This window comes from Metabacillus rhizolycopersici, assembly GCF_020075705.1.
In genome coordinates, this window is sequence record NZ_JAIQUM010000007.1 from 1 (window position 1) to 14,115 (window position 14,115).

Annotated in this window: 17 protein-coding genes and 2 pseudogenes; 11 read left to right on the forward strand and 8 right to left on the reverse strand. The window is 36.4% G+C overall.

Annotation, left to right across the window (positions count from 1 at the left end; translation table 11 throughout):
- The coding region (locus tag K9V48_RS04720; RefSeq protein WP_224137358.1) for a DnaB-like helicase C-terminal domain-containing protein at positions 1 to 239 on the forward strand (239 nt) is incomplete at its 5' end.
- Positions 240 to 310: 71 nt separating this feature from the next.
- Entirely contained in the window at positions 311 to 739 is a 429-nt protein-coding gene (locus tag K9V48_RS04725; protein ID WP_224137360.1) for a hypothetical protein, read from the forward strand.
- Positions 740 to 954: 215 nt separating this feature from the next.
- Here the strand turns inward: K9V48_RS04725 and K9V48_RS04730 are convergent, their stop codons facing one another.
- On the reverse strand, positions 955 to 1,374 hold the full coding sequence (locus tag K9V48_RS04730) for a hypothetical protein (protein WP_224137361.1): 420 nt from the start codon (positions 1,372 to 1,374) through the stop codon (positions 955 to 957).
- A gap of 14 nt (positions 1,375 to 1,388) precedes the next feature.
- Positions 1,389 to 1,784 carry a deaminase domain-containing protein gene (locus tag K9V48_RS04735; protein WP_224137362.1) on the reverse strand — a complete coding sequence of 132 codons (396 nt, stop codon included), beginning with the start codon at positions 1,782 to 1,784 and terminating at the stop codon, positions 1,389 to 1,391.
- Between the two features lie 255 nt (positions 1,785 to 2,039).
- Here K9V48_RS04735 and nikA point away from each other — a divergent pair.
- The 6 genes and pseudogenes from nikA (at position 2,040) to K9V48_RS04765 (ending at position 8,521) form a co-directional block, all read left to right on the forward strand.
- Positions 2,040 to 3,639 (forward strand): annotated as a pseudogene (nikA, locus tag K9V48_RS04740) (nickel ABC transporter substrate-binding protein).
- Positions 3,640 to 4,584: a nickel ABC transporter permease gene (gene nikB, locus K9V48_RS04745; RefSeq protein ID WP_224137364.1), complete on the forward strand. Its 945-nt coding sequence runs from the start codon at positions 3,640 to 3,642 to the stop codon at positions 4,582 to 4,584.
- On the forward strand, positions 4,584 to 5,432 hold the full coding sequence (nikC, locus tag K9V48_RS04750; RefSeq protein WP_224137365.1) for a nickel transporter permease: 849 nt from the start codon (positions 4,584 to 4,586) through the stop codon (positions 5,430 to 5,432). The genes nikB and nikC overlap by 1 nt, the downstream gene beginning before the upstream one ends.
- A complete protein-coding gene (locus K9V48_RS04755) occupies positions 5,429 to 6,229 on the forward strand; it encodes an ABC transporter ATP-binding protein (protein WP_224137366.1) in 801 nt (266 codons plus the stop codon). The genes nikC and K9V48_RS04755 overlap by 4 nt, the downstream gene beginning before the upstream one ends.
- Entirely contained in the window at positions 6,226 to 6,987 is a 762-nt protein-coding gene (locus tag K9V48_RS04760; RefSeq protein WP_224137368.1) for an ABC transporter ATP-binding protein, read from the forward strand. Before K9V48_RS04755 ends, K9V48_RS04760 begins: the two co-directional genes overlap by 4 nt.
- 193 nt (positions 6,988 to 7,180) lie before the next feature.
- Positions 7,181 to 8,521 carry an MATE family efflux transporter gene (locus K9V48_RS04765; RefSeq protein WP_224137369.1) on the forward strand — a complete coding sequence of 447 codons (1,341 nt, stop codon included), beginning with the start codon at positions 7,181 to 7,183 and terminating at the stop codon, positions 8,519 to 8,521.
- 574 nt (positions 8,522 to 9,095) lie between these two features.
- On the opposite strand, the gene K9V48_RS04770 is transcribed toward K9V48_RS04765, so the two are convergent.
- The 4 genes from K9V48_RS04770 to K9V48_RS04785 all read right to left on the reverse strand — a co-directional run bounded on the left by K9V48_RS04770 (position 9,096) and on the right by K9V48_RS04785 (position 11,000).
- Positions 9,096 to 9,473, reverse strand: a complete 378-nt coding sequence (locus tag K9V48_RS04770) for a retropepsin-like aspartic protease (RefSeq protein WP_224137370.1) — start codon at positions 9,471 to 9,473, stop codon at positions 9,096 to 9,098.
- The gene (locus K9V48_RS04775; RefSeq protein WP_224137371.1) at positions 9,470 to 9,730 is read right to left on the reverse strand and encodes a hypothetical protein; all 261 of its coding nucleotides are present in this window, start codon (positions 9,728 to 9,730) and stop codon (positions 9,470 to 9,472) included. The genes K9V48_RS04770 and K9V48_RS04775 overlap by 4 nt, the downstream gene beginning before the upstream one ends.
- Positions 9,731 to 9,792: 62 nt before the next feature.
- Positions 9,793 to 10,734: a hypothetical protein gene (locus K9V48_RS04780; RefSeq protein ID WP_224137372.1), complete on the reverse strand. Its 942-nt coding sequence runs from the start codon at positions 10,732 to 10,734 to the stop codon at positions 9,793 to 9,795.
- 11 nt (positions 10,735 to 10,745) lie between these two features.
- Positions 10,746 to 11,000 carry a hypothetical protein gene (locus K9V48_RS04785; protein WP_224137373.1) on the reverse strand — a complete coding sequence of 85 codons (255 nt, stop codon included), beginning with the start codon at positions 10,998 to 11,000 and terminating at the stop codon, positions 10,746 to 10,748.
- A gap of 338 nt (positions 11,001 to 11,338) precedes the next feature.
- On the opposite strand from K9V48_RS04785, the gene K9V48_RS04790 reads away from it, so the two are divergent.
- On the forward strand, positions 11,339 to 11,536 hold the full coding sequence (locus tag K9V48_RS04790) for a hypothetical protein (protein ID WP_224137374.1): 198 nt from the start codon (positions 11,339 to 11,341) through the stop codon (positions 11,534 to 11,536).
- A gap of 141 nt (positions 11,537 to 11,677) precedes the next feature.
- On the opposite strand, the gene K9V48_RS04795 is transcribed toward K9V48_RS04790, so the two are convergent.
- Both K9V48_RS04795 and K9V48_RS04800 read right to left on the reverse strand, forming a co-directional pair.
- Positions 11,678 to 13,171 carry a sodium:solute symporter family protein gene (locus K9V48_RS04795; RefSeq protein WP_224137539.1) on the reverse strand — a complete coding sequence of 498 codons (1,494 nt, stop codon included), beginning with the start codon at positions 13,169 to 13,171 and terminating at the stop codon, positions 11,678 to 11,680.
- Positions 13,171 to 13,374 carry a DUF3311 domain-containing protein gene (locus K9V48_RS04800; protein ID WP_224137375.1) on the reverse strand — a complete coding sequence of 68 codons (204 nt, stop codon included), beginning with the start codon at positions 13,372 to 13,374 and terminating at the stop codon, positions 13,171 to 13,173. Before K9V48_RS04800 ends, K9V48_RS04795 begins: the two co-directional genes overlap by 1 nt.
- 142 nt (positions 13,375 to 13,516) lie before the next feature.
- Between K9V48_RS04800 and K9V48_RS04805 the strand changes: the two are divergent.
- Together K9V48_RS04805 and K9V48_RS04810 are read left to right on the forward strand one after the other, a co-directional pair.
- Positions 13,517 to 13,775 (forward strand): annotated as a pseudogene (locus K9V48_RS04805) (SAR2788 family putative toxin); the annotation flags it as partial.
- Positions 13,776 to 13,801: 26 nt separating this feature from the next.
- Complete coding sequence (locus K9V48_RS04810; RefSeq protein WP_224137376.1) at positions 13,802 to 13,984, forward strand: hypothetical protein; 183 nt, start codon at positions 13,802 to 13,804, stop codon at positions 13,982 to 13,984.
- Positions 13,985 to 14,115: the final 131 nt, after the last annotated feature.

The following is a 14,115-nucleotide window of genomic DNA, read 5'->3' on the forward strand; positions in this document are numbered from 1 at the left end:
ATCGATCAGTGGAATCAAGAGCCAATAAACGGCCGATGATGTCAGATATTCGAGAATCGGGCAGTGTTGAACAGGACGCCGATGTCATTTTGTTCTTGTATCGTGAAGCATATTATGACAAGGACTCTCAGGATGAAACACTAGAAATCATCGTTTCGAAAAACCGAAATGGTCCAGTTGGAACCGTCGCAGTGAATTACAATGAGTATACAGGAAAGATTGAGGAGCAAAAGGAATAGCGACTTATCCTTCAATAACCTAAAGAACGAAAACCAAAGGTGAAAAAATTCTCATATCGAGGTGTTATCACGTGATTGTGAAAGATCTTTACCTGGATTCTATACGTTTTGAAGAATCATCATTGGCCCATTACATCCACCATTTACTAGAAGAGGGGAGAATTTCATTGGATGACAATATATCTAAAATAGATTTTGATCAAGCAGATCATTGGAAAGTAGCGGAAATGATTGAAAACAATGTATTAAGTTTCCATAAGGTTGGTATCTACTCACTGAAGATGAATCAGAATGAGTTTGTGTTCATTTTTGCTGAGAGCGAGCAAAAGGCAATCAAATTTTATATTGAAACATTTCGTCATGCTCCTTTGAGTTGTCATGAGTATTCGCTGGATTTTGAGATTGTAAGAGGTCATGGGGTGATTTCGTTTCGGGAGATGAGGAAGGAGTTTATGGGGTTTCCGGTTGTTGCGGGGTATTTTGAGAGGGTGGGGACCTAGGTAACAGATGATGATTTTTAATAGAAGTGTTCATCAAGAAGAATTGGTTTCCTTAAATTAGTATGTTATTTGGCATTTTAAGTTAGAAAAAAAGGGTCCTATATGAGACCCTTTTTCATGTAAAAAAGTTATGTATTTATTAATATACTTTTATAAAATACAACTTTCGACCTTTCCTAAATAAACAACAAGAGTACCCCAAAGGAGAACTCTTGTTATTTATTATAACGATCTATTTGTTGATATAAATCCTCTATAACTTCTTCTTTTGCTTCAGAGTCCTCATGATTTTTTATTTGTTCCAACAGTTTATAATATACAAAGATTCTATTTTCTTTTCTTAGTTGCATCCAATTAAGGAGGTCATCAATAATCATATCAGTTAATACTGAAGGATCATTATATTTGCTTTTTAATTCTTTCCAAGTTTCAATAATCTCGTTTTCAACTGATTCCATTGAACGATTTCTAAGTACGGAATCGAGTAAACTAGGAACTCTAGATGGAATCTCTGGTTGTTCTAATATACTTTTTTTTCTAGAAGGGATGATTTTCTTAGGTTTCCTACGTGGGATATTAGGATGATTTTTATTTTCTTCAACTGCTGAGATAAAATAAAAATTATTGTTATCCATTTAAAATCTCCCCTTTATAATTCATTATAAGGAACTTCATAATATATTGTTAATATTATTCTTGGAAACAAGCGTGCAAATTCAATAAAATGATTTTCACAGCTAAGGCAAGGTTCACGATAAGTGTATAATTCAACTTTTCCTCTGTTGTCAGAAAAATCCGGGTCAAAGATACTTATCAGTTTTTCTATAATTTTAGACTCAGTATCCCTTTGCCTTTCCATACTTCCTTTACCTATTTCGCGATGGCTGTTTACTTGTAACTTGTATGTTCTTGTACCTTCCGATAAAAAATCATCTCTCATAAAATCAAAAGGATCATTTTTTTGGTTATTTGAAACTTTACTATGAGCAATAAAACATCCTGACTTGCCTAATTGTGCTCGGAATACTTCTTTAAAGGAACTCATTTACTTATGATACGGTTTACCGTAACGAATCTAAATGAGGTTTTTTTAATCTTAATTAATTTTAATATCATCTATTGTTATTGATTAAATATAGGACCCTGTAAAAATCACTTTGCTCATTATTAATTTTTCTAACATTAATCTCCAATATTTTCGAGTTATCTATTATAATTTATAGGAATATTTCCCTTTGCCAAATAAGAATCATTCCGATATTATATAAATCGTAATGATTTTGAAAAAGGGAGATTCACTATGAAAACAATAAAAAATAATAATTGGTACGGCTTCGTAAGTTGTAAAATTTTCCATGAATACATAAAAAATCACTTTCTTAAAATTAGTATCTTATTGGTATGTATCAGCTTGTTAAGTGCTTGTACGCAGTCCTTGCAAAGTACTGATGAGGAAAAAGCAGAGGACAAACACATCAGTTTCCTCTATAATTTCTCCACTAATTCTCTAGATCCTCATGTTGATTCAAGTTATATTCCATTAAGAGCAGGGATAACTGAAACACTAGTCCGACTAGATGAAAAAAATTTAACTATCGCACCATGGCTGGCAGAGAGCTGGGAAGGTGATAATGGTCAAGATTGGAAGATTAAACTTCGTGAAGATGTCACGTTCCAAAATGGTAATAAAATGGATGCTAAAGCGGTAAAAGCCTCTCTTGAACGAGCACTGAAAGAGAGTGTCGCCATTCAAAATGCACTCAAAATCGATAAGATTGAAGCAGATGGCTATACATTGCATATTTCAACGAAGGAACCTTTTCCAGAGTTTATTTCTGAGCTTGTTAACCCAAATGTTTCGATCATTGACGTAACAGAAGAGGATATTGTCAACAAACCGATCGGTACAGGACCTTTTGCCTTGAAGTCATTCACACCTGGAAGCAAGCTTGAGCTTGAGCGCTATGCTGATTATTGGGATGGTGCTTCAAATCTTGATTCAGTGACATTCGCTTTTAATGAGGATGCAAACGCTCGTTCACTTGCACTGAAGTCTGGGCAAGTTGATATTGTTTATCGTCCAGAGGTAGAAAGCTTGGAATCGTTACGAGCACAAGACGGGATTGAAGTTGAATCCACTGCAACCTTCCGTGTACATCAAATGACGATGAATATGGAGCGCAAAAGTTTGCAGGATGTCAATGTACGTCGCGCTGTTGATGCATTGATTGACCGCCAGAAGATTGTTGACACGATTCTTTTAGGGTATGCTGAACCTGCCGTTGGACCATTTTTACCATCACTGCCGTTTGCCCCTGCTTATCAAAAGAGTGAAACGGGATTGGATATAGCTGTAAAGTACTTGAAGGAAGCAGGCTATTCACTTAAAAATAAGAAAATGCAAAAAGATGGAGAACCACTTAAATTTACACTTCTAACCTATAGCGCAAGAGCAGACTTGCCATTAATTGCTCAAGTTTTCCAATCGGACGCTAAACGAATCGGAATTGATGTTGAAATTCGCCAAATTGATATCCCTGAGGAATACATGGCGTCAAACCGGGATTGGGATTTGGCTACGTATAGTAATTTAACTGCTCCGCGTGGAGATGCTGGCTATTATTTAAACGCAACCTATCACCCGACTGGCGCTCTCAACTTTAGCGGTGCTCATGAGCCTGAACTGACTGCAATCATTGACAAGCTCAAATCAAACTGTCAGTCAAGAAGAACGAGCTGTACTTGCGGAGCAGGCGGCTGATTATGTCCATGACAATGTAATCAATTCATTTGTCTTGCATCCTTCTACGATTGTTGCGTATAACGAAAACAAAGTTAAAAATTGGCTGACAACAAAAAGTGAGTATTACATGATTACAAACGAGTTGGATGTGAAGTAAATGGTTCAAATTCTTGCTCGGAAATTCTTTGAAGTTTTATTTTTTATGTTATTTATTACATTTGTCAGTTTTTTATTTGTTCGGCTTGCACCTGGCGATCCTGTTTTGACCATTTTGAATGTTGATGAACTATCAGTTAGTCAGGAGCAAGTAGAGACATTAAGAGAAGAGATGGGGTTTAACCAGCCATTACTCGTTCAATACGGGCTTTGGCTGCTTAAATTTATCCAGCTTGATTTCGGAGAGTCTTATGTCACAGGTCAACCTGTAATGGATATGATTTTAATGGGATTGCCTGCCACAATTGAATTAGCCATTGGTGCGTTGATTGTCATGTTGATTGTCTCAATTCCATTAGGATCGCTCTCTGCCCTTTATCGAAATAGCTGGATTGATCAGGTGAGTAGAATCCTATCAATTCTTGGTGCGGCCATCCCAAGTTTTTGGCTTGGCCTTATTTTTATCGATTTATTCGGTGTACGTTTCAACTGGCTTCCGACCATGGGGAGAGAAGGATTCGTCTCATTGGTCTTACCGTCACTGACGCTTGGGCTGGCTATTTCAAGTGTATATGTTCGTTTACTTCGTTCCAGCTTGCTTGATTCGCTTAGTCAGGAATTTATCCGTGCAGCAAGAACACGTGGGTTATCAGAACGGCGAATTTTTCTAGTGCATGCATTTCGACACAGCCTTCCACCTGTTATTACCGTATTTGGAGTCAGCTTAGGAAGCTTAATCGGTGGTGTCGTGGTAATTGAAGTTTTATTTGCGTATCCAGGGATAGGAAAGCTTGTCGTTGATGCGATACGTCAACGTGATTATCCCCTTATACAAGGATATATTTTAATCATGGCGATTATTGTTTTCATTGTAAATACATGTGTGGATTTATCTTACCGGTATTTAAATCCTGAAATGAAACTAAAGGAAAGGGAGACCAATTGATGAAAGGATTGTCTATACGTTTGCCAAAAATAAAAAAAACCAGATGGCAAGGAATGATGACGCTGATATGCGTAGTCCTTGTTTTGACAGCTACTATCTATGCTTTTTTTTATTTACGGCATGATCCAACATTAACAAATCTCGATGGGCGCCTTCAGGAGATGAGCCTTCAGCATCCACTCGGAACAGATCAACTCGGTCGAGACGTACTAACTAGGCTTTTGCTAGGCGGTCAGCAGACAATTGGCTATAGCTTGTTGGCACTAATTGTTGCTCTTATCATTGGAATCCCCATAGGTCTTATTGCCGGATATAAACGCGGGTTGGTTGATCGGGTGTTTATGCGAATAGCTGATGGATTTTTAGCATTTCCAGATACGATTGTTGCGATTGTTCTAAGTGGTTTACTCGGACCGGGCATCAGTAACCTTGTGTTTGCTATCGTGATGGTCAAATGGGTTAGTTATGCCCGACTTGTTCGAAGTACAATTTTATCAGAATCTCAAAAAGATTATGTGCTGATTGCCCGCACCAATGGACTTTCTTCAAGTAAAATCATGCGAAAGCATCTTTTTCCGCATATTGTAGGGCATGTACTCGTACTCGCAAGTCTCGATCTCGGCAAAATTATTTTGCTCATTTCTGCTTTTTCATACATCGGACTTGGAGCACAGCCCCCAATTCCTGAATGGGGAGCCATGCTAAACGACTCACGTCCATATTTTCAGTCAAGACCTGAATTAATGATCTATCCTGGTTTAGCGATTGTGGTTGTTGTGCTATTAACCAATATGTTGGGCGATTATTTACGTGACCATTTTGATGTGAAGAAAGAGGTGCGGCAATGATTTTATCGATTGAACAAGTATCGATTAGCAGCAGAGAAAAGAGACTTGTTGATAACGTGTCACTCTCTATTCGTGAAGGAGAGTGGTGTGCACTGGTTGGACAAAGCGGGAGCGGTAAAACCTTACTCTCACAGGCAATTGGACAGATACTCTCACCTAATTTACAAGTTGAGGGAAAGATTCTTTTTAAAGAAGAAGATTTGCTGTCGTTATCACAAAAGCAAATGAGGACAATTCGCGGCCAAAAATTGTCTTATATTTTTCAAGATTACCAGGGTTCTTTTACACCTTTTAGAACGATTGGCCAGCATTTTGAAGAATATCAGAAAGCTCACGACATTCTCGACGCAAAAATGCGGAAGTTAAAGTCTATGGATGCGCTTGGATCAGTAGGGTTAGATGAAGCTTTGTACAACCGATACCCATTTCAGCTAAGTGGAGGACAACTTCAGCGAGTATCGATTGCGATGGCACTATTGCTGTCGCCGGATTTATTAATTGCGGATGAAGTAACTACAGCACTTGACAGTGTTTCTGGGCATAAGGTTTTAGAATTGCTGGCAAGGAGACAAAAGGAAATAGGCTGTGCGATTTTATTCATTACCCATGATTGGCGCCATGTCAGACGCTATGCGACCCGCCTAGCTGTCATGAAGGAAGGAAAAATTGTTGAATCAGGTGGGAAGCATCGCATACTTGACCATCCGCAACACGAATATACAAAGCAGTTAATCCAAGCTGCACCTACACTAAGACGGGGCCTTCCATCGGGATTACAGGAGGTAGAAAACGTATGAGCCTGCTTACTGTTAAACAACTAACAAAATCATATCAAGCAGGAAAAACAGCGATAAACAACCTTTCCTTTGAGCTGAACAAGGGTGAATGCCTTGGCCTCGTCGGTGAAAGTGGCTGTGGTAAAAGCACACTGGCCCGTTGCTTGCTGCATATTGAACCGATTAACAGCGGCTCAATTTATTTTAAGAACGAAGCAATTGAACGGCTTAGTGAGCGTCAGTTGCACCCTTATCGAAAAAAGATTCAAATCGTGTTTCAAAATCCCTCAGCTGCTTTAAATCCAAAGCTTAAAATAAAGGATTCACTGATTGACCCTTACGCCCAGTATAGTAAGGAACTTAATCTTAGCCATTTTTCGTATACCTCTAAGGAAGCCTTTGTAAAGCAGCTTCTTGAAGCTGTTGAACTGCCGCCGAGCTTAGCTGATCAATATCCTCATGAATTAAGTGGGGGACAGCGGCAACGTGTAACGATTGCCCGTGCTATTAGTATTGAACCAGAGCTTATTGTTTTAGATGAGCCGACCGCAAGCCTTGATGTCATTTCACAAGGGGCAGTACTTACTTTATTGACAGAGCTTCGCGAAGTTTTAAATCTCTCTTACTTGTTTATTTCACATGATCTTGCTGCTGTCAGGCAAATAAGCCAGCGGATCATGGTTATGAAAGACGGGAAGCTTGTCGATCAATTCAACCGCGATCATTTATTTGCTGAGGAACGCCATCCTTATACAAAAGAGCTCATTTCATTTTTTTAGATAGAACGGTAGTGAATAACAACACCAATATCAATCTTGTCATCGGCTGTAAATGTTATGAAGCAAGCGTATTATGGTGATGCATCACGGTTGTATTGTAGATGAATGTAAGAAACAAGAGCTATTCTCAGAGAACAGACATCCCTATACAAAAGAATTGCTTCATGTTTTTGAATTGTAAGGAGGAAGTAAATTGAATCATCGATCCTATCTAGCCTTAGCCATTCCTCTCATCATTTCAACCATAACAACCCCTTTATTAGGTGTTGTAGACATGGCTGTAGTAGGACAGTTACCAAATCCAGCTTATATCGGAGGTGTAGCTATTGGTACCATTATCTTTAATACAATGTATTGGTTATTCGGCTTTTTGCGAGTCAGTACATCTGGTTTTGCTGCTCAAGCACATGGGGCTAATGATGAAAGACAACAAGTACTTGCGTTAATCAGACCGTTGTTTATTGCTTTTTCTGTAGGAATAAGTTTTCTCTTCTTACAGTGGCCAATCCTGCATCTGGCCTTTGCTTTTATTAGTCCTGCACCTGATGTTCATAAGTTTGCATCTGATTATTTTTCAATCCGAATATGGGGAGCCCCATTTACTCTAATGAATTACGTCGTTATCGGTTGGTTAATAGGTCGATCCCATATAAAGTTATCATTGTCCCTTCAACTGCTTATGAATCTTATTAATATTATACTAACTGTCATTTTTGTGAAATGGTTTTTTTGGGGTGTGTCGGGTGTTGCCGCAGCCACACTCATTTCTGAAATAACAGCGCTTATTCTAAGCCTACTAATGATTATAAAAGCACTGCCAAAATCATTTAGCTTCCCTACAATAAAAGAAATCATTGACCCGGTACCTTTTAAAAAGATGATGGCTATGAATCGAGACTTAATGATCAGAACCATCTGTTTACTAATTGTTTTTAATTTATTTACAGCTAAGGGTGCTTCGTTTGGAACAGAAATATTGGCAGCCAATGCCATTCTTATTCAAATTCATTACATGATGGCATACTCCTTTGACGGCTTTGCTAATGCCTCAAGTATTTATGTAGGAAAAGCAATAGGTTCCAATAATGAGTCTCTGTACAAGAAGACACTATCATTATCTTGCCAGTGGGCCCTTCTTTCTTCCTTGTTTATTACGGGAGTTTATTACTTATGTAAGGGTTATATCATACCCTTATTTACGCAAACGCAGAGCGTCATTGAATTAATTAACACGTATGAACAATGGATCATGTTATATCCAATATCAGCAAGCTTTGGTCTCATTCTTTATGGTGTGTTTACTGGAGCAACTGAAGCTAAACCAATTCGAAACTCAATAATTTATGCACTAGCTATTTTTCTGGTCGTTTTATATGTATCTGTTCCTTCTCTTCAAAACCATGGGTTATGGCTAGCCTTTATTATATTTAGCTTAGGTCGTTCATTTTTTTTAGCCATATATATCCCTAAGTTAAATCGTAAGCTCTTTTCTATAAAAGGAGATCGTTATGAGGATAATAGCAGGATTAGCTAGATACAAAAATAGAGTAGTAAATTGATATAAATATACCTCAGGGTGTAGACAAACCCCTTTTCTGAAAATTAAATTGAAGAAAAAGGGGGTTTTTAATGATTTTACATATCTTGATGATCATCTTAACCAATCATACTAAAAACCTCATTTACTTATGATACGGTTCACCACCATTAACCCTAAAAAATCCCGCCATGCATCAGGTTTCCAACACTACACTTGTGCCATAAAAAAATCATTTTCATTTCCCACTCAATTTCCCGTTATTCCACCGCTCGTTGTTAAAATAAAGTCTTTCTTTTTCTCCCACTTTTTCCTCATTTTCGCGTTTGTTATCGGTTTAAAATAAAGATTTTCACTCACAATTGTTGATATGTCGGGCTTGATGGGCTTTTTTCTCACGCTTTTTTGGACAAACTTTATTCCAACTGTTGATGAATTGTGGAAAAGTTTATTTTATCTGGAAAATTTCTATTTTTTAGTTACACTTTAAAACAAGCTGCGCCACACACTCCACATGGCTTGAGTGCTGAGCGCAAACATAATGACGTAGCGGTGTTTACCGTATCTATTATTACAGAACTTCCATATTATTGAAGTCGATAATCAATTTGTTAGAGAGGAAGAAATCACTCCCGATAATCCCATCAAAACCGTGCATCTCTCTGACATCACCAAGTTGTATGGTAAAATCATTTAGATAGAACTTATCTATCATCATGCTACTTACTTTTTGTTCAATACAGATTTCAGTTCCACCGATTCCGTACATCTTTCGTGTTATCGCATTTTCTAAATCAAGCAATAGTCCAATTTCTTCACATAAATCCGTATCTAATATGGTTGAAGAACAGCCTGTATCCAGCAGTACGTTGCTAAATGTCTCTTTTCTTCCATTGTATTCAATCTCAACAGAGACTAGAGGTAAGTGGTCTTCCATTCGAAATTTCATACTCTTCTTCGCACCCCTATATATGGCTGCTCAATTACCTTTATTTCTTCATTGTTCGTGTGAAAGATATATAATTCACGACTTTGATTTTCTGCATGCAATTTTTTGTATACTTTCCATGCAGCATTGCCGTTTTCAAAGTCGTCGATGACAGACATTTCTTCAATGATTCTTTCATTATCTTCCGTTTTAGCTTTAAGTGATTCAACCAAGACACAACGATTTGGAAATTGCTTACGTACTTCACTCCATTTCATTTATCAGTACCTCCGTTTTATCCTATTATTTGCTTATATTTTGCTTTACTGGTTCAGAAAATTTATGGATACTGTATTGACAAAGTTAAAGGATTGGAAAATTCCTGTTGTGCTATACTACTTCTTGGTTTATATTCTTTATCTCCAATTGCATCATTAATTTGATCCCGGTAGCGATTAACATATTGTAGGGTAGCTAAACTTAGAAGAGATTGCACTTCCAGTGGAGTAAGCCACATATATTCATACAACTCTTTTGAGATTTGTTCAATTGTCTTTGCCCCTACTTCTTGCCCAATCATAGCCATCATATCATCTATAGCTTGATGCCTTCTTTCTAGTCTACTATCAATTGCTTCATAAGAAGAGACAACCCAATAGAAGCCGTTATAAAATCGTTGAACAACAACATGACAATCAGAGTATTTATATAAGAAATCAGTTCCCTCACTATTCCATATAGGCTTTCCTGTCTCGTCACGTTGGATCAATTTGCTTTTTCCCATCCACACTAAATAAGGATGTTTATTTATATAGAGAGAATATTCATCTTTACTTGAGTATTCATATTCTAAAAAAGAAATATCATCATTTGAAAATGAAATAGGCTTTTGTCGAAAAAATTCATGTGCCTCTATCTTATTATAAGGTGCTGTTTCGTCTACATACATGGATTTAATATTGCCTAAATAAAGCTTTTCCAATAACATAAACAGAAACTCTGACTGGGATGGATGTATCTTTATTTGGGTGTTATTTTGAAAATAAGCTAGCTTTTGTTTGTCCCATTTTTCAAGTAGTTGCTTTCTATTAATACGAATACCTTTTCCTTGCTCCAATCTTATCTTCTTTTCTTCTAAATAATTTCTCTGATTATTTTTTATACACTTTAAAGAATCTTCATAAGTATTTAATAGGGTTACTTTTTCCTGTTCAATCAATTTTTTTAATTGTTCAACAGCCTCTTCTGTATAATCAAATTCCATATTTAAATTAGAAGACATTAAGACCACCCTTACATATTGACTTTTGTACTTATCGTTAGGTTTCCAAAATTAATAACTGCACCAACTTGTTGTAAAAAATCCAAACGAATAATCCCATCTAAATCATACCCATAATCCCTATTCGCAAATTCAATAGCAAAATGATTTACTTCTGTAGAACCGATTTTTATTGAATCTACTCTTTTAGAGAAAATAGATTCAAAACCACCGACACCACTTATTCTGTAAATTACATTTTTCAGCCATAATTCCATTCGTTTCACTAGATCAACCGATACTATTATTTCCAGTATACTATTACCCGTTTTAGATATCGAGGAATCTTTATAGGTGAGTTCAATATGGTAATACCGTCATAGAATTCACTATTTTTGGAATTGATTAGATAATACAACCCAATCATTTCAGTATATACCATTTTTAGGATATAATTTTTCTCCTTCAAAATTATCTTAATAAAGGAAACTATGGGGACATTCTTCGACTTACTCTTTTGCCATGATAAGCCCTCATGAGCCCTCTCAACTCTCCTTTTAAAAATAGTAAAACATCCTAGTTGTTCATTCGTATTAATAGTAAATACACTGAAGAGGTGATCTTAATGAGTGATCAAACATTAACTTGTAAGGCTTGTGGGAGTACTTCCTTTGCTGTTGGAGAATTAGGACATGGCTATGCAAATATCAGACCAGTGAACAAACGAATGACAACAGGCTCGCCTTTACTACTTACATATTGCCAAGATTGTGGGGAAGTTGCCTCCATGAAAGTAAAAGAAATCGGTAAATTAAAGAATTGATAACTCAGAAATTACTTTATAAAAATAATTATATGGGACAAGGGGACAAGCGAGACCGCTGAAAAAGTCCGACTTTTTAAAAATAAAGTGAGACTCCCATCAGTGGGGGTTTCTTCATCCCCCACTGATGAAAGTCTCATTTTATGCGCCTTTCTTTATCTCTGATCTTTGTTGTTTAGAAAATAATTGATCGATTATCGGGTTAGATTTGTCCTTTATATTCTTAACGAAAACAGGATTTAGAATGACAAGTACTAAGACATTTGCAAGCAATCCCCAGAACCCTTCATAAATCCCGAATGTATTTCCAGTCGTGTACACAGTAAAGGTTACAATTAGTCCAACAATTAATCCGATGATTGTAGCCTCTTTTGTCTGATTTCTCCAGAACAAGCTAAAGACAATTGCTGGAAAGATTTGAACCATTCCAGAAACACCTAGAAGCTGAAGGGATACAAGGGCTGTTGGGAAAACCATCCCAAAGATTAAAGCTAATCCAATGACGACAAATACCATCGAACGTGTAATCATCGTTAACTTTGCTGGTTTAACCTTTGGATTAATAAAATCACGGTAAATATTATTGGCAAATAGATTTGAAGCACCAATCGCCATGATTGAACAAGGGATAAGCGAAGCTAGTGCAATTGTAGAATATGCTAGTCCTTGAACAACTCCACCGTAAGATACTTGAATTAAATTTAGTAGTGCGAAACGCGGATCACTGCCTTCTGGGAGTACATGAAATGCTGCAAAACCTAGGAAAACAACAAGAATCAACACAATATTGTAAAATGGCAAATAGATCGCATTTTTTCGAAGCGTATCAGCATTTTTAGCGGTAAATACACCTGTTGCAGCATGAGCCCACATAAATAATGCCAGTCCAGAAACTAATGAAGCTGTGACAAACCATGGAATCCCTTTTGGCCCACTTGTAGGGATTGTAAGAAGCTCGGGAGATTCTACCACGAGTTTATCGATCATTGATCCCCAGCCTCCAAAATGGATGATTGGAATTGACACAACTAGGAATAACATAATAACCCAAACTAAAATGTCTTTAATAATCGCAGTGTAGGTTGGTCCTTTTATTCCACTAAAGAATGTATAAAAGGCAACTAATAGGAATGATACGATAACAACAACCTTAATATTAATAAAACCTGTACCGGCAACTGTTAGTGTATCTTGAATACCCGCTAACTGCAGATCAATATAAGGAATGAGCATTAGAACGCCAACAATTGCTATTAGCAAGGACAAAAATTTACTATCAAATCTTTCCTTAGCATAATCGGCAAGAGTTGTTAATTTATGCTTTTTAGACACCTCCCATAGTTTCGGCAGATAGAAGTAAGAAATAAAGAAAGCAATAATTGTATACGGAATAGCGAAGAAAGCAATACTTCCACTTGAATAGGCTGTACTAGTCAACCCTAAAAATGTATAAGCTGTATAAAGATCGGCACCGACTAAAAGCCAAACTAACAATGGCCCAAAACGTCTACCACCAACCGACCACTCTTCAACAGAGCTTCTATTCGCCTTATCTCTTCCAGCTATAAATCCAATTAAAACGACTGTTAAAACAATGAAACTTGTGATTAGCAAAGCTGTTAAATTTCCATGCATCATTCAATACTTCCTTTCGATTTATCTAATCGATAGATTACAAACGTACATATCGGAGTGAGAATCATTCCTAAAAATAACCAAAAATGAAGAAATGGCAATCCGAGAATAATAGGATCAATTCGATTTACAAAAGGTATTGCACCGAGCATAAGTACAAAAGGCAAAACGAATAGGATTACACTTATGAATTTTTTGCCCATATTTATCTCCCCTAACTTTAGTAATATGATATTTCAGAATAATAAGAATTAAATAATAATACCATAATGAAATAATAAAACAAGAAATTCGTTTTGAAAAAAAGCTTAAATATTGTGGTAAATGAAAACTCAATAGCAACTTTTTGCTTCTAAAACTAAGTTTGACGGTCATTGGAGAGATCACAAAGACGAGTGGATACACACAATCAAGTTACTTAACTAGAGCTCAAGCTTTAGCAGGAACTACAGGTAAACATATTCTTACCAAAAAACGTGCACATGGAGATATTTTAAAATAGAATAAAAATCCTAACGAATTGTTTATTCTTGATAAGAATGCTGTAATTAAAACTCTTTTCAAACCTAAATACCCTAATAACTCAAAAGGTTATGAGTATTAAAAAAGCAGTAACAACGAGGTGATTTGATGAACTATATCTGTCCTGTATCTGGTTTTGATAAGTTAGACGAACCTGCTTATGACAACTATAATGATCCTTCATTTGAAATTTGCCCTTGTTGTCGATTTCAATTTGGAGACGACGATGACGTAGAGATTAGTGAAGGCGTTTTTATGCAAGGCTGTTTTCTTAGAAATTGTTGCTTTTAATATAAGGAAAATTATTAATTGTAAGTTGAATTTCTGGTATACTTGTTATGGATATTAATGGTAAATTTATATCATTTATAATAAATAAAAAAATTTAAAATAAGTAACCATTTTAGATATCAAACGTATTT

Excerpts from the sequence above, each read along its gene's own strand:
- K9V48_RS04730 (WP_224137361.1), bottom strand. The coding sequence starts at position 1,374 with ATGGATAACAATAATTTTTATTTTATCTCAGCAGTTGAAGAAAATAAA.
- K9V48_RS04735 (WP_224137362.1), bottom strand. The coding sequence starts at position 1,784 with ATGAGTTCCTTTAAAGAAGTATTCCGAGCACAATTAGGCAAGTCAGGA.
- nikB (WP_224137364.1), top strand. The coding sequence starts at position 3,640 with ATGGTTCAAATTCTTGCTCGGAAATTCTTTGAAGTTTTATTTTTTATG.
- nikC (WP_224137365.1), top strand. The coding sequence starts at position 4,584 with ATGAAAGGATTGTCTATACGTTTGCCAAAAATAAAAAAAACCAGATGG.
- K9V48_RS04755 (WP_224137366.1), top strand. The coding sequence starts at position 5,429 with ATGATTTTATCGATTGAACAAGTATCGATTAGCAGCAGAGAAAAGAGA.
- K9V48_RS04760 (WP_224137368.1), top strand. The coding sequence starts at position 6,226 with ATGAGCCTGCTTACTGTTAAACAACTAACAAAATCATATCAAGCAGGA.
- K9V48_RS04770 (WP_224137370.1), bottom strand. The coding sequence starts at position 9,473 with ATGAAATTTCGAATGGAAGACCACTTACCTCTAGTCTCTGTTGAGATT.
- K9V48_RS04775 (WP_224137371.1), bottom strand. The coding sequence starts at position 9,730 with ATGAAATGGAGTGAAGTACGTAAGCAATTTCCAAATCGTTGTGTCTTG.
- K9V48_RS04780 (WP_224137372.1), bottom strand. The coding sequence starts at position 10,734 with ATGTCTTCTAATTTAAATATGGAATTTGATTATACAGAAGAGGCTGTT.
- K9V48_RS04790 (WP_224137374.1), top strand. The coding sequence starts at position 11,339 with ATGAGTGATCAAACATTAACTTGTAAGGCTTGTGGGAGTACTTCCTTT.
- K9V48_RS04795 (WP_224137539.1), bottom strand. The coding sequence starts at position 13,171 with ATGCATGGAAATTTAACAGCTTTGCTAATCACAAGTTTCATTGTTTTA.
- K9V48_RS04800 (WP_224137375.1), bottom strand. The coding sequence starts at position 13,374 with ATGGGCAAAAAATTCATAAGTGTAATCCTATTCGTTTTGCCTTTTGTA.
- K9V48_RS04810 (WP_224137376.1), top strand. The coding sequence starts at position 13,802 with ATGAACTATATCTGTCCTGTATCTGGTTTTGATAAGTTAGACGAACCT.